General features: G+C 39.1%; 20 protein-coding genes. 13 read left to right on the forward strand and 7 right to left on the reverse strand.

The features are described 5' to 3' along the window. From araA to LCM11_RS11925, 8 genes are all read left to right on the forward strand, one after another. Positions 1 to 1473: an L-arabinose isomerase gene (araA, locus tag LCM11_RS11890; RefSeq protein WP_224894502.1), complete on the forward strand. Its 1473-nt coding sequence runs from the start codon at positions 1 to 3 to the stop codon at positions 1471 to 1473. Positions 1474 to 1728: 255 nt separating this feature from the next. Further along, the gene (locus LCM11_RS11895; protein ID WP_224894503.1) at positions 1729 to 2853 is read left to right on the forward strand and encodes a GntR family transcriptional regulator; all 1125 of its coding nucleotides are present in this window, start codon (positions 1729 to 1731) and stop codon (positions 2851 to 2853) included. Positions 2854 to 3151: 298 nt separating this feature from the next. Next, positions 3152 to 4486 carry an ABC transporter substrate-binding protein gene (locus LCM11_RS11900; RefSeq protein WP_224894504.1) on the forward strand — a complete coding sequence of 445 codons (1335 nt, stop codon included), beginning with the start codon at positions 3152 to 3154 and terminating at the stop codon, positions 4484 to 4486. A 317-nt stretch (positions 4487 to 4803) separates the two neighbouring features. Beyond that, positions 4804 to 6315 (forward strand): alpha-N-arabinofuranosidase, encoded by a 1512-nt coding sequence (locus LCM11_RS11905; RefSeq protein ID WP_224894505.1) that lies wholly within the window; start codon positions 4804 to 4806, stop codon positions 6313 to 6315. 35 nt (positions 6316 to 6350) lie between these two features. Continuing rightward, the gene (locus LCM11_RS11910; RefSeq protein ID WP_224894506.1) at positions 6351 to 7292 is read left to right on the forward strand and encodes a carbohydrate ABC transporter permease; all 942 of its coding nucleotides are present in this window, start codon (positions 6351 to 6353) and stop codon (positions 7290 to 7292) included. After that, complete coding sequence (locus LCM11_RS11915; RefSeq protein ID WP_224894507.1) at positions 7292 to 8134, forward strand: carbohydrate ABC transporter permease; 843 nt, start codon at positions 7292 to 7294, stop codon at positions 8132 to 8134. The genes LCM11_RS11910 and LCM11_RS11915 overlap by 1 nt, the downstream gene beginning before the upstream one ends. Positions 8135 to 8211: 77 nt before the next feature. Then, positions 8212 to 8844, forward strand: a complete 633-nt coding sequence (locus tag LCM11_RS11920) for a YesL family protein (protein ID WP_224894508.1) — start codon at positions 8212 to 8214, stop codon at positions 8842 to 8844. Positions 8845 to 8917: 73 nt separating this feature from the next. Beyond that, positions 8918 to 10135: a sn-glycerol-1-phosphate dehydrogenase gene (locus LCM11_RS11925; protein ID WP_224894509.1), complete on the forward strand. Its 1218-nt coding sequence runs from the start codon at positions 8918 to 8920 to the stop codon at positions 10133 to 10135. A gap of 144 nt (positions 10136 to 10279) precedes the next feature. Here the strand turns inward: LCM11_RS11925 and LCM11_RS11930 are convergent, their stop codons facing one another. The 7 genes from LCM11_RS11930 to LCM11_RS11960 form a co-directional block, all read right to left on the reverse strand. Continuing rightward, on the reverse strand, positions 10280 to 11653 hold the full coding sequence (locus tag LCM11_RS11930; protein ID WP_224894510.1) for an SLC13 family permease: 1374 nt from the start codon (positions 11651 to 11653) through the stop codon (positions 10280 to 10282). 56 nt (positions 11654 to 11709) lie between these two features. Further along, entirely contained in the window at positions 11710 to 13197 is a 1488-nt protein-coding gene (gene tcuA / locus LCM11_RS11935) for an FAD-dependent tricarballylate dehydrogenase TcuA (protein WP_224894511.1), read from the reverse strand. Between the two features lie 14 nt (positions 13198 to 13211). Then, on the reverse strand, positions 13212 to 14735 hold the full coding sequence (locus tag LCM11_RS11940; protein ID WP_224894512.1) for a tripartite tricarboxylate transporter permease: 1524 nt from the start codon (positions 14733 to 14735) through the stop codon (positions 13212 to 13214). An 11-nt stretch (positions 14736 to 14746) separates the two neighbouring features. Next, positions 14747 to 15196 carry a tripartite tricarboxylate transporter TctB family protein gene (locus LCM11_RS11945; protein ID WP_224894513.1) on the reverse strand — a complete coding sequence of 150 codons (450 nt, stop codon included), beginning with the start codon at positions 15194 to 15196 and terminating at the stop codon, positions 14747 to 14749. 59 nt (positions 15197 to 15255) lie between these two features. Beyond that, entirely contained in the window at positions 15256 to 16233 is a 978-nt protein-coding gene (locus LCM11_RS11950; RefSeq protein ID WP_224894514.1) for a tripartite tricarboxylate transporter substrate binding protein, read from the reverse strand. 140 nt (positions 16234 to 16373) lie between these two features. Then, entirely contained in the window at positions 16374 to 17057 is a 684-nt protein-coding gene (locus LCM11_RS11955; RefSeq protein WP_224894515.1) for a response regulator, read from the reverse strand. Continuing rightward, entirely contained in the window at positions 17058 to 18659 is a 1602-nt protein-coding gene (locus LCM11_RS11960) for a sensor histidine kinase (RefSeq protein WP_224894516.1), read from the reverse strand. A gap of 855 nt (positions 18660 to 19514) precedes the next feature. Between LCM11_RS11960 and LCM11_RS11965 the strand changes: the two genes are divergently transcribed. The 5 genes from LCM11_RS11965 (at position 19515) to LCM11_RS11985 (ending at position 24523) form a co-directional block, all read left to right on the forward strand. Beyond that, a complete protein-coding gene (locus LCM11_RS11965; RefSeq protein WP_224894517.1) occupies positions 19515 to 20534 on the forward strand; it encodes a LacI family DNA-binding transcriptional regulator in 1020 nt (339 codons plus the stop codon). A gap of 129 nt (positions 20535 to 20663) precedes the next feature. Continuing rightward, entirely contained in the window at positions 20664 to 21434 is a 771-nt protein-coding gene (locus tag LCM11_RS11970; protein WP_224894518.1) for a sugar phosphate isomerase/epimerase family protein, read from the forward strand. 17 nt (positions 21435 to 21451) lie between these two features. Then, the gene (locus LCM11_RS11975; protein ID WP_224894519.1) at positions 21452 to 22717 is read left to right on the forward strand and encodes an ABC transporter substrate-binding protein; all 1266 of its coding nucleotides are present in this window, start codon (positions 21452 to 21454) and stop codon (positions 22715 to 22717) included. Between the two features lie 49 nt (positions 22718 to 22766). Further along, positions 22767 to 23708 carry a carbohydrate ABC transporter permease gene (locus LCM11_RS11980; protein ID WP_224894520.1) on the forward strand — a complete coding sequence of 314 codons (942 nt, stop codon included), beginning with the start codon at positions 22767 to 22769 and terminating at the stop codon, positions 23706 to 23708. Further along, the gene (locus LCM11_RS11985; protein ID WP_224894521.1) at positions 23705 to 24523 is read left to right on the forward strand and encodes a carbohydrate ABC transporter permease; all 819 of its coding nucleotides are present in this window, start codon (positions 23705 to 23707) and stop codon (positions 24521 to 24523) included. Before LCM11_RS11980 ends, LCM11_RS11985 begins: the two co-directional genes overlap by 4 nt. Positions 24524 to 24543 lie beyond the last annotated feature (20 nt).

Here is a 24543-nt window from a genome sequence, read left to right on the forward strand (position 1 = left end):
ATGCAAGAGGGGAAAAAGCCAGTATTTTGGTTCGTAACAGGGAGTCAGCATTTATATGGGGAAGAAAGTTTAGAGATCGTTGAAAACAATTCGATCGAACTAGTGAGTCAATTAAATAGCGAAGAGAAATTTCCATTTCCAATTGAATTTAAAAGTGTGCTGACGAATTCAGGTGATATAGAAGACCTTATGCGGCAGGCCAATGTAGATAAAAGCTGCAATGGAATTATTACCTGGATGCATACCTTTTCTCCAGGTAAAATGTGGATTTCAGGATTGCACGCCCTGGAAAAACCACTGCTTCATTTACACACTCAATATTACAGGGAAGTACCCTGGGAAACCATTGATATGGATTATATGAATCTTCATCAATCCGCCCACGGAGATCGAGAATATGGGTTTGTAGGGACGAGACTTGGTATGTCAAGAAAAGTAGTAGCAGGTTATTGGGGAAATGAAGACGTTCAAGAAAAAATAAAGGATTGGATGATAGTAGCTGCAGGTTATAATGAAAGTAAGAACATTCGTGTTGCCCGATTTGGGGATAATATGAGGAACGTGGCTGTTACAGATGGAGATAAAATAGAAGCACAAATTAAGTTTGGTTGGACTGTTGATTATTATGGTATTGGAGATTTAGTTGCTGAAATGGATGAGGTGGCTCCGGAGAAAATAGAAAATTTGATGGATGAGTACAATAGCCTTTATCACTTGCCTGCATCCCCCGAAGAACTGGATGCCGTAAGAGAACAAGCGAGGATTGAGATAGGTCTTAAATCTTTCCTGGACAAAGGGGGTTACCAGGCATTTACTACTAACTTTGAGGATCTCCATGGAATGCACCAATTACCCGGGCTGGCAGTACAACGGCTAATGGCTCAAGGATACGGGTTTGCCGGGGAAGGTGACTGGAGAACCGCAGCTCTTGTGCGACTAATGAAAGTAATGGCAGGTAATCAAGTAACTTCATTTATGGAAGATTATACTTACCATTTAGAACAAGGAAATGAAATGGTACTCGGATCACATATGCTTGAAATATGTCCGACCATCACCGCCACTACACCTGAAGTTAAAGTCAGTCCATTGTCTATGGGAGGAAAGAGTGCTCCAGCGAGAATGGTTTTTGACAGCCAGGCAGGTGAGGCTATTAATGTTTCCATCGTAGAACTAGGTGGAAGGTTCAGAATGGTTATTAACAAAGTCGATGCCGTTCAGCCTGGTATTTCTACTCCGGAACTTCCAGTAGCAAAAGTCCTGTGGAAGCCGCAGCCTTCATTAAGTGAAGCAGCTGAGGCATGGATTTATGCAGGAGGTGCCCACCATACATCATTATCATATGCCCTAACGGCCGAACAAATGGAAGACTTTGCGGAATTAATGAACATAGAATGCGCCGTCATTGATAACGAAACTACATTAAGAGAGTTCAAAAAGGAATTGAAATGGAATGCTCTTCTTTGGAAATGAAGAAACGTAACTTACCATATGATAATAATTTAAAAAAATATCATTTACTCCAATTAATACGCAACGAGTTTTTTATCGCTGCGTATTTTTTTAAACATGGATTCTCTCCTCTGCTTTAAAAATATCGAACACCACTCAGCATACATGAATGACAGGCTCTCAAAGTTTTCAAAATGAGGTAAGCGTATGCATGAATGTTCAAATATATGATATGATAACTTATACGAATATGTATTAGAGGTGGAGTGGAATAAGATGCAAACCAAGTATGCTAAGGTAAAACAATATATAAAATCTAAAGTTTTGGATGGTACGTACGAGCCTCATCATAAAATTCATTCAGAAAGTGAATTAATGAAACAATTTAATGTAAGTCGTCACACCGTTCGTCTTGCTATTGGGGAGTTAGTGAGTGAAGGGTGGCTTTATAGAGAACAAGGGGCCGGAACATTTTGCGCGGACAGAAGCAGGCATTCCTCTAATTCTAGTGCTTCCAACAAGAATATTGCGATTGTAACAACTTATATCTCTGATTACATCTTTCCTTCAATCATTAGAGGGGCAGAAGCTTATTTAAGTGAAAAAGGTTATCAAGTCACTCTATTTAACACGAATAACGACCATGAGAAGGAAAGAGAATATCTAGAGAAAATAATATCCAATGGATTTGAAGGCGTCATTATTGAACCTACTAAAAGTGCTTATTCGAACCCAAATATCAATTACTATTTGAATTTAGAACGCTTAGGTATTCCCTATCTTATGATAAACGCCTACTATGAAGCTCTCGAACCACTTAGAGTGACAGTGGATGATGAGCGTGGTGCCTACTTGCAAACAGAGCATCATATACAACATGGGCATAGAAATATACTTGGTTTCTTTAAAACGGATGATATGCAGGGAACGCTGCGTATGAAAGGTTATTTAAAGGCACATCGGGAATATAAAGTGCCGATTAACCCTAATAATATTATTACTTATCAAACCGAGGAGAAAGACAAGAAACCTTTAGAAGAGCTAGACAGAATTTTGAAAAATACGGAAACAGCTCCTACGGCAATTGTAAGTTATAATGACGAGTTAGCTATAAACCTTATTAATGTCTTAAGATCCCATAATTTAAAAGTTCCACGTGATATGTCTATTGTAGGCTTTGATAACTCATTTTTAACTGAACTCTCTGAAGTGAAGCTGACTTCCATAGAACACCCGAAAGCTGAATTGGGCCGGCAAGCCGCGCTATTAATAACTGAATTAATAGAAAAGCCTTATCAACAGCGGGATATGCAGAAAGAGATAGAAAGCATTGTCTTTCCTACAGAACTGATTATCCGTAATTCTACTAGATCCATTGCAGATCCAGCTAAATCATCATAATACCTTCCATAAAATAAATTTTAAAACTGTAAGTATTAATAGAAGAGGGAGACTCCCTCTTCTATTTTATATCTTTTTTAAATGTACGTACGAATTTAACAGATTTAGAACTCGAACTTATTGACTGAAAATTAAGACAGTGATATGATTTAATCAAATGATGTACCAACTTACATTCTGTTGAAACCGCTGTCATTAGTCTGAGGTTATTTTAAACAAAGAAGGAAGGAGAGCGATTTAATAGGTAACTTGTCAGTACGTTTAATACCAATAAAAAATTTGGGGGTAGAAAACAGGTATGAAGAAAAATTTATTAGGAATACTCTTTATTTTATTGATTATGCTATTAGCTGCTTGTTCTGGAGGAGATGGAGAAGAAGCTTCAGGAGAAGCGGAAAGCACGGAAGTGGTAGGAGATGATGCAGAAAACGCCACTGAATTAAACTTTTGGACTTTCGCAGGGGCGCATAACGACCTATTTAAAGAGTCAGCAGAAAGATGGAACGAAGAGAATCCGGACCGTCCAATCAAATTGGTAGCTGAGACCTATCCATTTGCCCAAATGCACAACAACCTTTTGCTGAGTCTTCAATCAGGAAAAGGAGCTCCTGATATTGTCGATATTGAAATCGCTAAATACGCTAATTTTATGCAAGGTGAGCCTCAGCTGGAATCAATGAATGAATATGTTGAACCAGTCCTTGATCAATCTGTAAAATCCCGATTTGAAATATATGCAAAAGATGGAACCTATTATGGGATTCCATACCATGTAGGGGCTACCGTTATGTACTACAATAAAGATATTATGGACGAAGCTGGCGTGGATATAGATTCCATAAAAACATGGGATGATTTTGTAGAAGCAGGTGAGAAGGTTACTGCAAATACAGACTCTGTAATGTGGAACGTAGATACGGGAGATTCATTAATGAGTTTCTGGCCAATGATTTCTCAACAAGGTTCTGATTATTTTAATAGTTCTGGTGAAGTTATTCTTGATAACGAAACCAATGTTAATACTCTACAATTTCTTTATGACGCCATTCATACCAATGAAATTGCTGAGATTACGCCCGGTGGAGAAAAACATTCAGAGGAGTTCTTCGGTTATATGAACGACGGCGGAGCGGCTGCACTATTGGCGCCAATCTGGTACATGAATACTTTCATTGACAGCATGCCTGATTTAAGTGGAAAGATGGAGATAAGACCTTTACCGGCCTGGGAAGAAGGTGGCGACCGCTCTGCTGGTATGGGTGGTACAGGCACTGTAGTTACCAACCAGTCTGAAAACCCTGAACTAGCCAAAGAATTTTTAGCTTTCACTAAATTGACGGAGCAGGGAAATATTAACCTCTGGCAAGTTCTTGGGTTTGACCCTCCTCGCTGGGATGTGTGGGAAAGCGATGCTGTAAGAGAAGACAATAAATTCTACGACTACTTTGGAAACGGTATATTTGACACGTTGTTAGAAGTCCGTGATGAAATTAACACGATCCATCTTACGGAACAGACTCCTGATGTCATGAACGAATATAATACTTCTATAGGTGAAAGTGTTCTTAGGCAGGAAAGTGCCACACCAGAAGAAGCATTAAACCGTGCAGCTGAAAAATTAAGAAATCAATAATAAAAAGAAGCGGATTTTTCCGCTTCTTTTTTTATTAAGAAAAGAGCGGGTTTTAAGGTTGCTGCGAGATGATGTCTAAAGCGGGATAGACATCATGGTTAATTGTATAGTAAACAATCGATTATTGTTTAAATATTGTGAAAAAAGGTTGAAATAAAACAGTCGATTCGCTATAATTTACTTATTAACTTATACGTACATATATAATTGTTGTTGGATTTTAACTCAAATACGTTCGTATAAGAAAATGTGCACTGGATCAACTAATGATTTTAAACAATTTATTGAAAGCGTATTCAATGGAGGGAGAATTTTAAATGAACCAGGAAATGAAAGCTACCATGGTCATAGATAAAAGCTATGAAATAAGTGAGATTGATCAAAGAATGTTTGGTTCTTTTATTGAGCAATTAGGCAGGGCCGTATACGGAGGCATTTATGAACCTGAACATGAAATGGCAGATGAGAATGGGTTTAGGAGAGACGTCATGCAGCTAGTCAAGGACCTTCAGGTACCCATTGTCCGATATCCAGGTGGAAATATGGTTTCTGGATATAATTGGGAAGATGGAGTAGGACCAAAGGAAGATCGTCCGAAGAGGCTTGAACTGGCTTGGAGGACTATAGAACCTAACTTGTTTGGTACGAATGAATTTGCCGAGTGGGCTAAAAAGGTAAATTCGGAAGTTATGATGGCTGTAAACCTCGGTACTAGAGGAATTGACGCTGCTAGAAATCTAATTGAATATACCAACCATCCAAGAGGTACTTATTGGAGTGACCTGAGAAGGCAGCATGGGTTTGAGCAGCCTCATAACATTAAAACCTGGTGCTTAGGAAATGAGATGGATGGACCCTGGCAGATTGGACAAAAGACAGCCGTAGAATATGGAAGGCTAGCCAAAGAAACAGGAAAAGCAATGAAACTTGTAGATCCCGATATTGAACTGGTAGCCTGCGGCAGCTCTCACGCAGGAATGCCCACTTTTCCTGAGTATGATGCTACTACCCTTGACATCGCTTATGACCAGGTCGACTATATATCCCTCCACCAATATTATGGAAATTACTCAAATGACACGGCCAACTACTTGGCTAAAAATATGGACATGGATCAATTTATCCATTCCGTCACTTCTACTTGTGATTATATTAAAGCTAAACATCGCAGTAATAAAACGATTAATTTAAGCTTTGATGAATGGAATGTCTGGTATCATTCTTCCGACAAAGATAAACAGATTGAACCGTGGCAGATTGGTCCTCCTCAGTTAGAAGATGTATATAACTTTGAAGATGCTCTTCTCGTTGGCAGTATGCTGATTACTTTGCTGCGTAATGCAGATCGAGTGAAAATTGCCTGCCTCGCCCAATTAGTTAACGTTATAGGACCAATTATGACAGAAAATAATGGGGCAGCCTGGAAGCAAACGATTTATTATCCATATATGCACGCATCCATTTTTGGTAGGGGTACATCGCTCAAACCTGTACTCCATGCACCTAAATACGACAGCAAAGATTATAGTGACGTTCCTTATGTAGATTCAGCCATCGTAAAGAACGACGAGGAGAATACCCTGACGATTTTTGCGGTCAATAAGCATTTAACAGAAAGCATTTTACTAGAAGCTGATCTCAGGAGTTTTGAAGGATACAGTTTTATAGAACATATTGTTCTGGACCACGATGATTTAAAAGCTACTAACACTGCGGGGCATGAAGCAGTGAAACCACGTAAACTAAATAAGGTCGAACTAAGAGATGGGAGCTTACGTATAGATTTACCTAAAACTTCATGGAATGTTATTCGGTTAAAGAAATCATAAACGAGTTATTTTAAACTGCTTTAAGGAGGATCCATATGAATACGTATCCTAATACGGAGGCAAAGCCAAAAGAAGTAACGGGGAAAAGTAAAATCATGGGGATTTTGAATTCAAGAAAAGTAGTCCCTTATATTTTCGTAGCTCCATTTTTAATTTCATTTCTTGTATTGACTCTTTATCCAGCAATCCAGGGTATCATTATGAGTTTCCAAAGCATCTTACCCGGTCAGGTGAACTTTATAGGTCTTGAAAACTATAGCAGAGTGTTTAATCCTGCCTTCTATGATGCGTTCTGGAATACAACGATTTACGTCGTGATAACTGTGATTGTTCTAACCATCATCCCTATGTTGCTAGCGGTAGCGTTAAATTCCAAAATTATATATTTTAAAGCATTCTTTCGCGCTTCTTTATTTATTCCTGCGTTGACCTCAACCATAGTGGGCGGAATGATCTTCCGGCTTATGTTTAGTGGTCAAGAAACCTCTATGGCCAATCAGTTCATCGGGATATTAGGATTAGACCCAGTTAACTGGAGATTTAACGCCTGGTCTGCCATGTTCTTAATGACCATACTTGCTGCTTGGAGGTGGATCGGGGTCAACATTTTATATTTCCTTGCAGCACTCCAGACCGTGCCAGAAGAGCTCTATGAAGCTGCAGATATTGATGGAGCTTCCAAATACCAGAAGTTTATCCACATTACAGTGCCCCAGCTAAAACCGATCATCATTTTTGTTAGTACGATTACAATTATCAATGGTTTTCGGATGTTTGAGGAAAGTTTCGTTTTCTGGGAAGATGGTTCCCCGAACCATATCGGATTAACCATGGTGCGGTATATTTATCAAGAAGGAATTCAGCAGAATGACTTAGGATTTGGTGCTGCGCTTGGGGTCATCCTTATGATGATTATTTTCATTATCAGTATCATCTATCTTATTTTAACTGGATCCTTTAAAAAGGAGGATGCTTAATGGCTAAGAATACACGTAAAAAAGGGTTAATCATTCTAGCGAATATAAGTATTATACTCGTGGCTTTAATTGCACTCTTCCCGATCATCAGTTTGATATTCTCGTCCTTTATCCCTTCATCACTTCTGATGAGGAATGGCATTACATTTAGCGTAAGTATGGATCAAATTAGTCTTGGAAACTATGAATTTATCTTTACCCAGGCGGCGGAATATTGGACATGGTATGGAAATAGCATGCTGATTTCTGCTCTTACGATCGTACTTTCTCTTTTCTTCTCCTCCATGGTTGGCTACGCCTTAGCTTTATACGATTTTAAAGGAAGGAATTTTTTCTTCTTATTGGTCTTACTGATCCTAATGATTCCTTTTGAAATTTTAATGCTTCCGCTCTTTCAATTAATGATCAACACACAGCTTGTGAATACATATCTGGCTGTGATCCTGCCTTTAATTGTAGCCCCGATCGCCGTTTTCTTCTTTCGACAGTATGCTCTTGGTCTTCCAAAAGAGTTAATGGATGCTGCGAGAATTGACGGTGCCACAGAATATGGAATTTTCTTTCGGATTATGCTGCCATTGATGGGGCCATCTCTTGCGGCAATGGCAATCTTACTGGGATTAATGAGTTGGAATAACTTTCTTTGGCCGCTCTTAGTCCTTCGCTCGAACGATATGTTTACGTTACCAATTGGGCTCGCGGCACTTCTTACTCCTTATGGTAACAACTATGACATCCTGATAGCAGGTTCGGTAATGACCATCATTCCTATCGTGATTCTATTCTTATTCTTCCAAAGATACTTTGTTTCTGGAGTAACGATGGGGAGTGTGAAGGGCTAAGAATCATATTAAATTCTAGAATTGGTTCCTTTTGATGTTTTGATGAATGGAAATAAATGAGCTGGTGGTGAGTAAGCTTGAAATTAAATAGTATGATCAATCGATTCAATCTAATACTTACTTGGATTTCCAGACTGGCGGCCGTTAATTTCCTTTGGCTTTTGTACACCTTTGCCGGGCTGGTAGTAGCAGGTATTTTTCCTGCTACCATAGCCTCCCTTGATGTAACTAGGAAATGGATTAGAGGTCAAAGAGACATTAAGCTTCATCATGTTTTTAAAGAAAAATATAAAAAGAGTTTCGTGTCCGCGAATCTCCTAGGCTGGATTCTATCGCTAGCTGGAGTAGTTATGCTGATCAATTACCATTTATTAAAAGAAGGAGGAGGGGAAGTGTTTTTTCTAGCTCCATTCTTTTTCTATCTTCTGGTAATCCTTTACGTAGTGATTGTCATCTGGAGTTTCCCCTTGCTTACTCATTATGAGTCGAACTTAAAAAACTACTTAAAAAATTCTTTAATACTAGGAATGACCAAGTGGCCGGCTACACTGTCCATTTTTGTGTACCTTTTTGCCGTTACTTATCATTTCATGGGGGTTCCGGTTTTACTTGTATTTTTCTACATCAGCGTTTCATCCCTGGGGTGGATGTGGCTGTCCTTAAGAACCTTTGACAATCTGGAATTCTCTAAAGAGGAACAGGTGAGTTGAAAATTGCATCAAAAGGTAAGCGGAGTTGTGCAGTTCAAGGCATTTTTGAGTGATAAAGAATGGAGGAAGACCATTGAGTTTAGAAAATAAATTATCTGCTTTGTGTCAGAAGATGGAGATAGACCCCGAGCAGTTACCGGACATATATATTGAGGAAGGGTGTCTCGCATCAATTCCTTCTTATTTAAAAGAGAAAGGTTTATCAAAACCCATCCTTGTAACCGATTCAAATACAAAGAAAGCTGCTGGGTTAACCTTAGAGTATCTACTTAACCAGGAAGATTTATATCCGAAGGTAGTCATATTAGATGAAAATCAGAATGGACAAGTGATTGCGGATGGCCAAAGTATTATGCAGCTTTTTCTTAACGTAGAGGAAGAAAATGATGTATTGGTAGCTGTCGGAAGCGGAACCATTCATGACATATGCAGGTTTTGCAGTGAGAAAGCTAAAGTACCTTTTTTAGCTGTACCTACAGCTGCATCCGTGGATGGATTTACTTCCAAAGGAGCTCCCATCATTAATCGTGGAAAAAAACAAACTGTCCAAAGTCAATCCCCGATCGCTGTGTTCGCGGACACGAATGTATTGATGAGAGCTCCTCAAACTTTAACGGCAGCGGGATTCGGGGACATGTTAGGGAAACATACTTCTTTAATGGACTGGGATATCTCCGAGATGATCGGAGGAGAACCATTTTATCAGGAAGCCTATGAGTTAACGAAAACCTGCCTTGATTTAACGGTTAAACATACAGATGAGATAGGTAGAAGTGAATACAAGGGTATTAAAGCATTAATGGAAGCTTTAATTTATTCTGGCCTCGCTATGAATCTGATTAATTCATCCAGACCGGCATCTGGTGGAGAACATCACCTGTCTCATTTCTGGGAAATGAGGTTTCTTGAATTAAACGAACCTCAGCTTCTCCACGGAGCAAAAGTAGGGGTCGCCTGCACAATTATATCTTGCTTATATAAAGAGTGGGTGCGATCTTTCTCTCCTGAAGAGCTTACGGAAAATGATAAATATGAAAAGAAATTGAAGCAATCCTGGCATATTATCAAAAACAAGGTCCTTGCTTTGCCAGATGTAGAACTTCTGCAAATCCAATTATTAAAGGTTGGGGGGCCGGCTACGATTGAAGATTTAGGGCTTGCGGAGGAACTTGTGACTGAGAGTCTTAATGAAGCTTTTCATCTACGGGATCGATGTACAGGTCTCCGTCTTATTAATCATTATAAGAATAAAAGGCTAGAGATGCCGCAGGATCCTTGCATTAAAAAGTGAGTGTAAAAGAATTAAATTAAATGCTTGGGCGAGCCAGACCTATATAATTTTTCATAGGTACAGGAAGAGGGGGACTTTATATAAAAAGCTTAGAAAAGGTACATCTAAGGAGCTTCTCATATATAGAAGCTCCTTCTGTTATTATTAAATATAATTCCAAAAAAGTAACAAAGATAGAATGATCACAGTCACCCAGCATAAAGAAGCAGGGATACCTGCTTTTATTAAATCACGATCTGTGAAATATCCATAGGAATAGCTTATTAAATGAACAGGAGATTGAGTAATCAAAAAGAACCCTGGAACTCCAGCTAAAAATACAGCCATAGCGACAACCAAAGGTGAAAATCCCTTTAAATTTTGACCAATTTGAATAGATAAGGGAATGATAATAGTTAGAAAACCTAGTACGTTTACAAAAACTATACGAATTAGCATCGCACCTATGATCAGTATTAAAACGACTAGAAGCCCCGATTGTGCAGATACGGAGCTGACAATATAGTCAGCCATCCATTCAATTGTCCCTGTTTTGATAAGCATACCGGAGACCATTAGGGTACTGGCGAAAAAAAGCATCATGTCCCAATTGATTGATTTCTTTGCCTTCTCCCAATCCCAAACCCCTGTGTAAGGAAGAAGGGTGAGTACTGCTCCTAGAAGACCTATTAGAGGAATAGAAAAACCGTGTAAACTCGAGGTTGTCCATAGTAATAGAGTAATACTCATGATCATAATTACTTTCTTTTCCGATCTCTTTACTGGTCCAAGCTCTTCTAATCTTTTATCAATCAGTCGTAATAAGTGTTTTCTATTGATGTTTCTTGGTGGGAAAATATGGATCATAATGCCCCACAAAATTAACGTGAATAATATGATAGGCAAGGCAAAATAAGAAAGCCAGCTTATGTAGTTGATCGAGTTCGAAATATCTGTGAATAGCCCAAAGGTATAGATGGTAGAGCTTGCTCCTGTAGCGACGAAAGCCCCTGCGATAGCAGTTAAGTAGCTGATACCGATGAATAATGATTTTCCTAGATTCTCAATGCTGTTAATTTCATTCAGATTCTTCAGCAAGCGGTCAAGGACAGAGGTAACCAGATTCGCTTTTCCTATATTGGAAGGAATCAGGATTGAAAGAATAAGCATAAGGATATAGGAAATCAAAATGAGTCCACTACCAGAACCTCTTGACACTGTCAGCAACTTCAAGGAAAGCCGGCTTGCGAGACCGGTCTCGATGAAGGCGTGTGAGATAATAAAGGTAGCAAAAAGAAGCCACACGATTTCTGAACTGATATAGGCAAGTGTTTCTTCATAGTTGAAAAAATGAAAAGATAAAAGCAGAATAAAAAGTAATGAACTGAAGGCCAAAGAGAATACTCGTCCAATCCACAATATTTGGATAATTACTAAAGATGCGAGAGCTTGGATTTTAATATCCCAATCGAATAAAGGCTGGAAAAAAAGAATGTAGATAATGAGGGGGGATATAAATAAAATCATTTGTTTCTTCATGGTTATGCTCCTCACATAGATTAGAAAAGCCACCTTCTCTATAGGTGGCTTTTCTGTTAATTCGTGGTTTGGGTATAGCTGAATCTAGCAGCAGATGTGCCGGCAGTTTTTCCAAAAACAGCCCCAGACATTAATCCGGATCCTCCTGGATAGTTATCGTAAAAGATCCCTCCCACCATCTCACCAGCTGAATATAATCCTGAAATTGGCTTGCCCTCCTCATTGAGTACTTCTGCATTCGCATTTACGTGTAAGCCACCGAACGAGAATGTAATGCCACAGGTAACGGGGAAGGCATAGAATGGACCTTTTTCAATTTTTAACGCCCAATTTGATTTTGGCGGTGTCAATCCTTTCGTTCCTTTTTGGTCTTTAATCGTAGGGTCATAATGACCTTTGTTAACGGCTTTGTTGTATTCCTTAATTGTTGTCAGAAAGGCACTTTCGTCTACAGGGAGCTTTCCGACTAACTCTTCTAATGTGTCTGCAGAATGGTAGGTCGCTTCCTCAAGATTGTATTCTTTCCTGAGCATATCACGAACTTGTGAATCATAGATTTGATAAGCGATATGTCCAGGCTGCTTCAATATTTCTTTTCCATACTTGGCGTATGTGTAGTTCCTAAAGTCGGCTCCCTCATCAACGAATCGCTCGCCATCTTTATTCAGCATGACACTAAGAGGGTAGGAGTGTTTTTTGAAAATATCGCCAGGTTTTGTAAAGTCCCCGACCTTCGGTGCTTCAGCATCGGTACCGATTGAGTGGCAGCCGGACCATTGTCCGTACTTCTGCGCACCGATAGCAAGAGCCATATCTAAACCGTCTCCCGTGTTATATTCTGTGCCTCGAACAATGGCGGCTTCCCATTGTTCACCCAGGTGTTCGGTCCTCATTTGTTTAGATGCTTCAAAACTACCGCATGCAAGAACGACACTAGTTGTCTGCACGGAGATTGTTTCATGGTCACGTTCAACAACAACTGCACTGATTTGATTATTTTCTGTTTGTAACTCTTTTGCACTTGCGTTATACCAAATGTCGATTCCGAGTGATTCAGCACGGTCGAATAATGTTTTCATGAGGCCCATACCGATGTTTTTGGTTTTAACTGGTAATCCACCCCAGAATTGATAATTACCGTTCTTTTCAAAAGATTGGTTGCTGTAGTTCAATTCGAATTCCAAGCCTTGATCTCTCATCCACGAAATCGTTTCATACGATTGATTGACAAGGTGGCTGGCTAAGGACTTATCGCTTTTTCCACCTGTCACCCGTTGTAGATCATCATAATAGTCAGCTGTACTATACCCTGGCATGATAATTCTGGCTGCTTCCTCATCTTCTAGCTGGGGCATCAGCCTTCGTATATCGTTCAGGTCATTGTAAGCAAAGCGTATGGCACCATCCGTAAAGTAAGAATTGCCGCCACGTTTGTGATGGGGAGCTTTTTCTAACACAAGGACATCAGCACCTTCTTCTCGTGCGGAGATGGCTGCACATAGAGCAGCATTTCCTGCTCCAACAACAATCAGGTCATAGAACATAGGCTTACTCCTCCTTAAGACGATTTATAGACTTGTTCAGGTTGATCGGTATTCTTTTGGCTTTTCTTTTTGACCAGCTTAATGATCAATGGATAGAAAAGAGATAGCAGCGTCAGAATGACAAGGGCAATACTTACACCGGAAGAGAAAAAGATTCCCAGGCTTCCGTTAGATGAAAGGACAGCCATACGGAAGTTCTGTTCCATATCCGTCCCGACAATCAGCGCAAGGACTAACGGGGCAATTGGTATATCCATAATCTTCATCATCAATCCGAATAAGCCAAAAATGAGCAGCAAAAAGAAATCCATAGTAGAATAGCTCAGTGTGTAGGTTCCTATGAAAGCTAGTAATACGATAATTGGATAAAGTACTTTCGCTGGGGTGTCCAGAATTTTTACCAGCAATCCCACTAATAGAATGTTAATGATGACTAGGGCGATATTACCGAGAAACATGCTGTTCACAAGAGCCCAGGCCGTTTCGGGCTGTTGTTCGAATAGAAGCGGGCCGGGTCTTAGGCCGAGCATGATCAGAGCACCAAGCATGACCGCTGTGGTTCCTGACCCAGGAATCCCCATCGTGAGCAAAGGAATCATGGCTCCAACTGATGCAGCATTGTTCGCGGATTCGGGAGCAGCCAATCCTTCTGCAGCTCCATCACCAAACTCTTCTGATCGTTTGGAGATTTGCTTTTCTGATGTATAACTGATCATCGAAGCGATGGAACCTCCAGCGCCTGGTAACACACCAATGAGAAATCCTAGTGGTCCACTTCGTAATATCGGCCATTTGGATCGCTTCCATTGGTCTTTGGTAAACCATACTTTTCCAACCTTTTTCTTATCTTTCTTTTGCTGATCGATATTTAAGAAGTTATAGAGAACTTCTCCAATCGCATACACTCCGATGATGACGATGAGAAAATCAATACCTTCACTCAAGTGAGGAAGTCCCATCGTGAAACGGTACACGCCCGTTTGCGTATCAATTCCAACCGTGCTGAGCGTAAGCCCGATCATCATCGCTAAGAATCCTTTGACCATTTTACCTATGGATAAGGCTACGATAGCGGATAATGTCAGAAGCATTAATAAAAAGTACTCAGCTGGACCAAATTCCAAGGCGAAATTCGCTAAAGGTTCTGCGAGAAAAATGAAGCCGACGACTGCGATTAATCCGCCGATAAAGGAGGCGACCGCAGATATGGCTAATGCTTCTCCTGCCTGACCTTTTTTCGCCATAGGATATCCATCAAAAGTCGCTGCAATTGCTGATCCATCTCCTGGTGTATTAAGAAGAATCGAACTTCTTGAACCCCCATACATCGCACCGTAATAAATGGCGGCCATGAGGATGATGGCACTAACCGGATTCATGCTGAATGTGATCGGAATAAGTACTGCCACTGCTGTTGCCGGCCCTAAACCAGGTAACATGCCGACAATTGTCCCTAGAAATCCTCCGACTATGATCCATAAAATATTAATAGGCTCAATCGCGATCATTAAGCCATTAATAAAACTTCCTCCATCCATTTGATCACCTCCTAAGGTAGACTGACTCCAAGTAACTCACTGAATGCATACCAGCTTATGAAAGAAAAGCTGAGGGCGACCACTGTATTCACGATCCATTTTCTCTTTCCGTTGATAAAGAATAGTAAAGCACCTAAGAATAGAAAGGTGGAAATTAAAAAGCCGACGCGTTCAAATAGGAAAGAATAAATAATCCCAAACAAAATGGTGACGCAAATTAATCTGGGTGTTCTTCCTGAAAGCATTAGTTTAATAGACGGGTTTTCTTTATGGATGTTTTTCAGTTCCTGCATTAAGTAAATGATGCTGAAAATCAACATGAATATGCTAATTCCTGCTGGAAAATAAATAGGACCGTAGGGATTACCCAGGTTAGCTTTTTGTAAATTGAATGATGAAATTAGCATGACAATACTAAAGAGGATAAGAAAAAAAGGTACAATCAGCTTCATTGTTTTCATTCGTACTTCACCTCATTTTTAGGAATGCCTGCTGCCTCAGGGGGCAACAGGCATGAAGTTTATTTCATCATTCCAGAGTCTTTAACAAGTTTCTGGTAAAGGTCATTTTGTTCTTTCAAGAAAGCTTCTGTTTCTTCACTGTTTTTATAGAAGCTTTCCCAATCATTGTTATCAAGAACTTTTTTCCATTGTTCTGTTTCAACCATTTTGCTTATTTTCTCATCCCAATAAGCTATTTCCTCTTCGGTCATATCAGGTGGTCCCATAAGTCCTCTCCAGTGAGGGAAGACCATGTCTACGCCTTCATCCTGCCAAGTAGGAACATCTTCAATTCCTTCCACAGGCTTGTCAGATGATACAGCTAAGATCTTCAGCTTCCCGGCAAGGTGCTGGTCTTTTACTTCTGATAAGGAAGTTGTAACAGCGTCAACATGGCCTCCGAGTAAGGCCGTGACTACATCTCCGCCCCCTTCATAAACGAGGAAATTTAACTCAGAAGGGTTAATACCGAATTCGCTGGCCGCTTGTACTAAAGAAAGGTGGTCGTCATTTCCGAGACCAGGTCCGACACCGATTTTCATTGAATCTGGATTTTCTTTCGTGGCTTCTAAGAATTCAGTAGCTGTACTGTATTTTGAATCAGCTGGTACTGCGAGTGCCTGCCATTCTGTAGCTAGAGTAGCAATCGGAGTGAATTCATTATAAGTAAGATCACTTTGGCCTAAGAGATTATTAGTCAACACCAGGCTTGAGTTAACGGCTAATGTATGAGCATCTTTGGACTTCAAGTATTTCCAGCCTACTTCACCGCCGCCACCAGGTTTGTTCACAACGTTAATATTTTGTTCAACAAGATTTTCATCTGTAAGTACCTTTTCCAGGGAACGAGCGGTCAAGTCCCAGCCGCCTCCTGGAGAGGCAGGGGCAACAATTTCTAAGTTTTTGTCAGGATACCCTTTACTACCTGAGGCGTTACTAGAGCATGCTGCCAGAAGCATAATAAGTATGAGGATAGAAACAAATCCAATCTTTCGCATGAAAACTTACACTCCTTAAATTCGTTTAATCACTAAGTTAACTAAGTGTTAATTAACATCCTACCCGTGCAGCGTTATCAATGTAAACGTTTTCAAAATAATGTTTTTTGAATATTTAAAAATCATTTTGTTCATTATGTTCATGAAGAAATATTAGAGTAATAACGGCGCTCCGGTCGTCCAACGATTCCATAAACCTGCTCAACAAGTGCGTCATTCGTTCCTACGAGGTACTCCAAGTATCTTCTCGCGGTTGTCCTGGAGGCTCCAATTCTCTCTCCGGCTTTTTCGGAGGTGATGCCGTCTTTTTCTTCCTCTAAAATCGACTTGATTTTACTTAGCGTGCCTCCATCAATGCCGGTGGGAAGAGAGGCGGCTGTTTCCTGTTTTTTATAGTCGGATCGAAAAACTTGCTGAAGAAGGTTCTCGTCCACTTCATTCGTAGATTGCAGCATTTGTTTTTTCTTCTTATACCTGTTCATGGATTCAATAAACTGTTCAAGTGTTACAGGTTTGATAAGATAATCGTGGACTCCATAGTGAATCGCTTTTTCTAGAAAATCTTTCTGTGTAGCAGCTGTAATCATAATAATATCGACCGAAGGATGGATTTCACGGATACTATGGAGGAGATTGGTACCTAATTCATCAGGCATATAGACGTCTAAAAGAATCAAGTCCACCTCTTTTTGTTTTAGAATGCTCAGGGTTTCTTCCGCATTCACCGCTTTTCCGGCAAGCTCCATTTCTTCGATTTTATCAATGAAATCCTCATGTATCTGTGCTACTCGGAAATCGTCTTCTGCAATTAACACGTGTATCATTTACATTCCCCTTTCGAATTTTTTAGGAAGGATTACCGTAATCACGGTACCCTTATCACCATCACTGCTGATTTCAATGGAACCATCCAGTTTTTCAATTTCTTCTTTTACATTGGCCAAGCCATACCCGCGATTATCTCCTTTTGAGGAGTAACCCTTATCAAATATTCGCTTCATCTCTTCCTGTTCCATACCTTTTCCAGTATCTTCAATTTCAAAAACGATATCTTTGCCTAAGTCTGTGACAAAGAACGTGACCCGCTTCTTATTTTCTTCAGCTACAGCTTCAAATGCATTATTGATGAGATTTCCAAGAATTATAATCAATGGAGACAAAGGGATATGGGAGGGAAGTTGACCTAGAGAACTTCCTTCTTCAATCTGGAAATCTATTTTCTTCTCGGAAGCCTTAGCAAACTTCCCAAGCAGAATCGCTTGCACTTTTTCATCCAAAATGTCCTTGAAAAATACTTCTGACACTTGATTTTGCGAATGAGCTTCATCTTTAATCAAGTGAATAGCGTCTTCATATTTTTCGAGCTGGATAAGCCCCATGATGACATATAATTTACTCGTAAATTCGTGTGCCTGAGCTCTTAAGTCTTCAGAATATTGTCTGACATCAGAAAGGGCATCGACCATTTCCTTCACTTCAGTCTTATCACGTAAGCTGACGACAGTTCCGGTCCTGCTGCCTTCTTCAATGATAGGGTTGCTATTGACGATGACAATCTTATCTTTGTACTGCAGTTCTTTATTGATCAGCCCTTTATCTGAATCCAGCATATTAAGAAGTTCCGGGGAGTGGATGACATGATGGATGGTTTGACCTCTCAAGTCCCCTTGTAAATTCAACAAGCTTCTTGCGGAGAGATTAATCATCGTAATTTTTCCGAGATGGTCGAAAGCTATTAAACCTTCCTTTACTGATTGGACGATAGCATTTCGCTCCCTGAACAAAGCGGATATTTCAAATGGCTCTAATCCCAGTGTATCTTTCCTTATGCTTCTCGCGAGTAAATAACTTCCTCCTATACCGAGGAGGAATACAGAAGCGGAAGCGTAAACGATCTTTCTAATATCCTTCTTAATCTCATCATAGATTGACTTCATCTGGAACTCTACAGCCACGGCACCTTCAACCTTCTTATAATCCCCATAATCTACGAGAATTGGTGCTATTGCTTTTAAAGTCTGTGGTTCATCCTGGTCTTTATGTAAGATATATCGACTGCCAAACACGAGAGAACGATAATAATCCTCCTTTACAATTTCCCCGTTCCATTCCACTCCTGCATAGCTGTACAATTCTCTTTGTCTATTGACGATTTTAACGGCACTAGCTCCGACCTCATCCTTGACCTGTGCTACAATGTGATTCATGTTTTCTGTAGATTGACCAACTCGGAATGCTTCCTGAATAACAGGCATGTACGATAAGGTCTTGGAAGTCTGAAGAGCGAGGTCTTCGGCATTCTCCACATCTTCATTGGATTCCATCGATGTGAACATGAAGGTGGCTAAGCTTAAAACGAGGAGGAGCAGGACGGTTACCAATCCTAGTATTTTGATTTGCAAGGATACTCTAAGAAGCTTTTTCACAGGAAGACCTCCAGATTAAATGAATGTGAAATCTATTTTAGCAATAAATGATTTTAATAAAAGCTTTGAAAAATATCAGGAAATATGCAGACCTAAAATTTTACAGTCTAAATAAAAGACTTTATTGAGTTCGATCACCATATTCAACCACACAAAAAACTCCCTCCTAAGTTTAAACAAATGAGAGAGTTCATGAAATGATTAGGAAAGACTAGTATCTCAGAGACACTTTACAAATCATCATGTCCAATCTGGTTTTACGAGAAAAGCAAAGCAAGACGCTGGACAGACTCCCGCACCTTATCATCTTCCATATTCGCAAACCCAATAACCAGCTTCTTTTTCCCTTTCTCCGTCATCTTATAATCCTGTAAAAAGAAGCGGCGAATCGTATATAAGACGATCTTATTTTCTTTGGCACGCTCCTCAATCTCACTATAGGAAAGAGTAGTTTCAATATCGACTAAAAAATGAAGGGCGGCAGGGATGTTATGAGTGGTAAACAGGGTTATCTACAAGGATGATAGTATATAACGTGTACTCACAACTGTGAAGGCTTATTGGCTAATAAAGAAGTGATATAAAAGGAGCATATTACTTAGTTGGTAGCTCTTGTTAAATATTCTGGTAAGGTTACTAACTACATCCATAGTATGGGCCACAATTTTTCTTGAGTAGTATCTGTGGGAAGAGCTAAAGTAAAAACGAACATTATACAAAGCTAATTCAAATTTAATCTAAAATCAATTAAATTTATACAATATTCAAAATAGTGTTGAAATTAAGAAATAAATCGTTTAAACTAATTTGTAATCGATTACATTGATGGAAAGACAGAACAGGATGATTATAATAATGACAAAGATGAGTGATGTAGCTAAGCTAGCTGGGGTATCAACTGCAACAGTTTCTAGAGTGTTAAGAAACCCTGAGACTGTTACAAAAAATACTAAGGAAAAAGTGCTTGAAGCAATTGAGGAGTTAAAATACCAGCCTAATATGCTTGCGCGCCATTTCCGGAGGAGTGAAACTAATACTATTTTAGTAGTGGTACCTAACATAATAAATACGGTATTTGCTGAAATTGTGGGAGGAATTGAAGAAGAAGCTGCTAAAAATGGTTACAGGGTGTTGCTTCGAAATTCAAATAATGAAATTGATAGTGAATATGGTTCAGTTGAACATATGAAGCAAAGACAAGTAGATGGCATGATTATGCTTTCACCTAAATTAGATGAAGATACATTATTAGATATAAGCGAAAAATATCCTATTGTGCTAGCGACAGCCCACTTGGATGGAACAAAAATACCTGTAGTATCCATTGATAATGTTAGCAGTAGTAAAAAGGCTACAAAACATTTACTTGATCTAGGTCATAAAAGAATTGCTCATATTTCTGGTCCGCTATATTCTTTAATTTCAAAATATAGATTTAAAGGGTACCGGGAGGCTATGAAGGAAAAAGGTATAGAATTTGATACCAACCTTATTCGAGAAGGAGAATTTACGTTTGAATCTGGATATGAACAAACGTTGAAGCTTCTCGATCAAAAATTCCCTCCTACAGCTGTATTTGCAGCAAGTGATGAAATGGCTATGGGTGTTATAAATGCGGCAAAACATCGTGGAATTAAGGTCCCGGAGGAATTAGCCGTAGTTGGTTTTGATAATATTAAATTTTCTGCAATATTTGATCCGCCACTTACTACGATTGCTCAACCAAAGTATGGTATGGGGAAAAGAGCAATGGAAATGCTCATAAAAAGATTTAATGGGGAGTCATTGGATCAAATGGAGCATACTCTACCTGACGAGTTAATTATTAGACAGTCTTGTGGTGCGGAACTTAGACAAGATTTATTGCATAACTAAATTTAGTTTTGCAATTTCAAAAATGTAATCGATTACATTTGCTAATGAAGGAGGTGAGATCCGGCTTAAGAGAAAGACTTGAACATTTTTTGTAATCGATTACATTTATACTAGAAAGGAGTCAATACATTGTCTTATATACCAGTTGCAGTTCAGATGTTTACTTTGCGGGAGGAAAGCAAGAAAGATTTTAAAGGAACACTAGAAAGGGTAGCAGAGATTGGGTTTAAAGGTGTGGAGTTTGCTGGTTATGGTGGAATGGAACCAAATGAATTAAGAAAAACGATTGATTATTTAGATTTAAAAGCAGCATCAAGTCACGTTCCTATCTCTTCTATTGAAAATGAATTAGAGGAAATTATTCAAAACCAGCACCAATTGGGGAGTAAGCACATAGTTTGCCCGTTTTTACCCCCTGAAAGAAGAAAGAGAGAGGATTATCTAAAGCTAGTCGATATATTAAATACCGCTGGGCGTAAATGTTATGAGGAAGGAATATCTTTATCCTACCATAATCATGATTTTGAATTAATCGAAATGGAAGATGGGAGAAAGCCGCTTGAATTATTGCTATCAGAAACGAATCCTGAATGGGTAAAGGCTGAATTTGATATATATTGGTTAACTAAAGCTGGAGAGACTCCAAGTGTCTGGTTAAATCAATATGCAGACCGAACTCCTCTTATACATTTAAAGGATATGACTACTGATGAAGAACAGTTTTTTGCGGAATTAGGCACCGGAGGAGTTAGTGTAAAAGATGTTTTAGATAAAGGTGAAAGTAATAAAGTTGAATGGTGGATTGTAGAGCAAGATCAGTCGAAAAAATCCCCGTTTGCGAGTATTGAAGATAGTTTTAATTATTTAAAAAAGCATAATATAGTGGCCACTTCAAAATAAGAAAGGAGAAGATCAATTTGAAGAAATTATTTAGTGTTATTATCTTCTGCTCTATCATTTTTTTGGCAGCCTGCGGCGGTGCATCAACTAGTTCAGGAGGAGGAGATAAAAAAGAGATAGAATTTTGGCATATTGATCCTGGGGAAAAAGAAGCCGTGTACAAAGATGCGGTGGCACGGTTTGAAGAAGAGCATCCTGACGTGAAAGTAAAAATGCGTCGTATTCCTAATGATTCCTATAAACAAAAGCTTTCTGTGGCTATGTCAGGAGGAAATCCGCCAGATGTATTCCATAGCTGGGGCGGAGGCTGGTTAAACCAATTTGTAGAACAGGATAAGGTCATGGACATTACAGAAGATATTGATGAATCTCATTTCAATAAACTTGCCCTAGAGAATGGGACTTTTAATGAAAAAGTATATGGTGTACCTCTCGGTCTTTCCATTGACGTTGTGTTTTATAACAAAGAGATATTTGAGAAATATAATCTGCAAGAACCAAAGACGTATGAAGAGTGGTTAGACATTATAGACACTCTCAATAAAAATGGTGTTACACCTATTGCCTTAGCAAATAAGACTAAATGGCCTGGAGCCTACTACTTAATGAATTTTGCTAGTCGTATTGCAGGTCCGGAACTTTTTGATAGCGCTTTCAATCGTGAAGGCAAAGGTTTTGACGATGAAGCATATGTACAAGCTGGACAGTACATACAAGAAATGGTTAAAAATGATGCTTTCAATGAAGGATTTAATGGTATTCCATACGATGAAGGTAGAGGTCGACAATTACTATACTCAGGAGAAGCAGCCATGATGGATATGACCATTTCATTCTTAAACAACGTACGATCAGAAGCACCGGACTTTGAAGAAAAATTAGATTTCTTCCTATTTCCCACTATAGAAGGGGGAGAAGGAAAGCAAAGTGAAGTAGGCGCAGCTACAGGACCAGTTTGGTCAGTATCAAAGAATACTGAAAATGCTGAGCTAGCTGTCGAGCTTGTCAAAGCTTTAACTAGTGAAAAAACAGCCCAAGATTACTCGGACCGTACAGGATCACTTAACGGAATTAAGGGAGTAGAGCCTTCTGATGAATTTACTAAACGTTTTTATGAAATCACTCAGAATGCTACTCATATGCAAATGCCGTACGACCAGACTCTTCCACCAGAGTTAGCAGAGCTTCACAAAGATACTACTCAAGCTATTTTTAGTTTAGAAATGACACCTAAGGAAGCAGCTGAAAAGATGGAACAAAAGGCAGAGGAAACTTTAGAATAATTTGCTTGAAGAGAGGACTCCCTCTCTTCAGCAAATAAGGAGGATTCATTTGGAAACACATATAAAGGTTGCGCGTTCGCGAACTAAAAGCCAAGCCATTTCCAAAAGAAGTAGTACATTCAAAAATAATCTAACGATTTTTCTCTTCATTGCTCCAGCATTTATTATTTATGCGGTGTATGTTCTATATCCTATCTACTCAACTTTCAATTATAGCTTGTACGAGTGGGATGGTATGAGCGAAAAAACATTTATTGGGCTTCAAAACTATGTGAATTTATTAAATGACGCTATCTTTTGGACATCTTTAACTAATAATGTATGGGTCGTTTTAACTTCAATATTTGTCCAAATACCTTTAGGTTTAATAATGGCGCTTATGTTATTTGCACCTATAAGAGGGATAAGACTTATGAATAGTGTGTATTTCTTTCCTTTTCTTATGTCTACTGTGGCTATTGGACTGCTATGGGTTCTTATGTATGATCCAATAAACGGAGTTATTAACCAGCTTATCAATCTGTTAGGGTTTGGGAATATAGCTTGGTTGAGTGGATCTAACACAGCAATGATCGCAGTGTTACTGGTAGTAGTATGGCAATTTTCTCCTTTTTATATGATTCTTTTTAAAGCCGCAATTGTCGGGGTCCCAGAAGAATTATATGAAGCTGCAGAAATCGATGGAGCCAATGCTTTTACCAAATTCATTCACATTACTTTTCCTATGTTGATGCCTACCATCGTAAGTTCTTCCATCCTTGCTATTGTAGGATCTTTAAAGGCTTTTGACATTTTTTACATTATGACTGGAGGAGGCCCTAATCATAGTACGGAAATCATGGGGACCTACATGTTCAAGCAAGCATTTGTGAACTTTAATATGGGTTATGCCAGTGCTATTGCCTTCCTAATGTTCTTTATTGCTTTAATTGTAACAATCATTATTCAGTTGATGGATTATTACCGGAAGAAGAAAGGGGCTATTTCATGATTAACATTATGAAGAAAATTTCTTTGTACATCATTGCTATTTTATTGCTTATCTTCACCGGATATCCTTTTCTTTATATGATTTCAACAGCTCTTAAAGATCAGAGTAGCTTCTTCGAGAAGCCCTTTGCCTTATTTTCATCGTTTAATTTAGAAAACTTTGTCTCAGTTTTTGAAATGGGTTTAACTCGTTACTTCTTTAACAGCATATTGATAACGGTGGTTGCGGTAGGAGTGGTTATGTTTATTGGTGCGCTGGCTAGCTATCCTTTAAGCAGAATGAATTTTAAATTAAACAGAGTCGTTTTTTTACTGTTCATTTCAGGGATGATGCTTCCAATCCACGCTACCCTTATTCCGATATTTAAACTCACCGAGAATATAGGGCTTTACGACACACTTTGGGCTTTGTTAGGTCCTTATATCGCTTTTAGTTTACCTATTTCAATTTTCATCTTAACTCAGTTTATGAGGGAAATTCCGAAAGCATTGGAAGAAGCTGCTAAAATGGATGGATGCACCCATTTCGGCATTTTTTGGAGGGTGATCCTTCCAATGCTAACTCCTGCTTTAATGACAGTGTTAATTTATAACTTTATCCATTTATTTAATGAGTTTATTTTTGCACTTGTATTGATCTCGAGCCCTTCCAGTATGACGTTACCTCTTGGTTTACAAGACTTCAAAGGTGAATTTTCCGTGAACGTCCCTGGATTAATGGCAGCCTTGACCTTAGCTAGTCTACCTATTCTTGTAATCTATCTATTTTCGCAGGAGAAAGTAGTAAAAGGCTTAGGGGGCGGAGCAGTTAAATAATAAATAATCGTAATATAAAG

Origin of the sequence: Halobacillus halophilus (genome assembly GCF_020171985.1) — a bacterium.
Classification (GTDB): domain Bacteria; phylum Bacillota; class Bacilli; order Bacillales; family Halobacillaceae; genus Halobacillus; species Halobacillus halophilus_A.

What these genes read in the sequence shown, in the direction of transcription:
- LCM11_RS11915 (WP_224894507.1), top strand. Translation starts at nt 7,292, where the DNA reads ATGGCTAAGAATACACGTAAAAAAGGGTTAATCATTCTAGCGAATATA.
- araA (WP_224894502.1), top strand. Translation starts at nt 1, where the DNA reads ATGCAAGAGGGGAAAAAGCCAGTATTTTGGTTCGTAACAGGGAGTCAG.
- LCM11_RS11910 (WP_224894506.1), top strand. Translation starts at nt 6,351, where the DNA reads ATGAATACGTATCCTAATACGGAGGCAAAGCCAAAAGAAGTAACGGGG.
- LCM11_RS11985 (WP_224894521.1), top strand. Translation starts at nt 23,705, where the DNA reads ATGATTAACATTATGAAGAAAATTTCTTTGTACATCATTGCTATTTTA.
- LCM11_RS11950 (WP_224894514.1), bottom strand. Translation starts at nt 16,233, where the DNA reads ATGCGAAAGATTGGATTTGTTTCTATCCTCATACTTATTATGCTTCTG.
- LCM11_RS11930 (WP_224894510.1), bottom strand. Translation starts at nt 11,653, where the DNA reads ATGAAGAAACAAATGATTTTATTTATATCCCCCCTCATTATCTACATT.
- LCM11_RS11940 (WP_224894512.1), bottom strand. Translation starts at nt 14,735, where the DNA reads ATGGATGGAGGAAGTTTTATTAATGGCTTAATGATCGCGATTGAGCCT.
- LCM11_RS11905 (WP_224894505.1), top strand. Translation starts at nt 4,804, where the DNA reads ATGAACCAGGAAATGAAAGCTACCATGGTCATAGATAAAAGCTATGAA.
- tcuA (WP_224894511.1), bottom strand. Translation starts at nt 13,197, where the DNA reads ATGTTCTATGACCTGATTGTTGTTGGAGCAGGAAATGCTGCTCTATGT.
- LCM11_RS11955 (WP_224894515.1), bottom strand. Translation starts at nt 17,057, where the DNA reads ATGATACACGTGTTAATTGCAGAAGACGATTTCCGAGTAGCACAGATA.
- LCM11_RS11900 (WP_224894504.1), top strand. Translation starts at nt 3,152, where the DNA reads ATGAAGAAAAATTTATTAGGAATACTCTTTATTTTATTGATTATGCTA.
- LCM11_RS11965 (WP_224894517.1), top strand. Translation starts at nt 19,515, where the DNA reads ATGACAAAGATGAGTGATGTAGCTAAGCTAGCTGGGGTATCAACTGCA.
- LCM11_RS11895 (WP_224894503.1), top strand. Translation starts at nt 1,729, where the DNA reads ATGCAAACCAAGTATGCTAAGGTAAAACAATATATAAAATCTAAAGTT.
- LCM11_RS11945 (WP_224894513.1), bottom strand. Translation starts at nt 15,196, where the DNA reads ATGAAAACAATGAAGCTGATTGTACCTTTTTTTCTTATCCTCTTTAGT.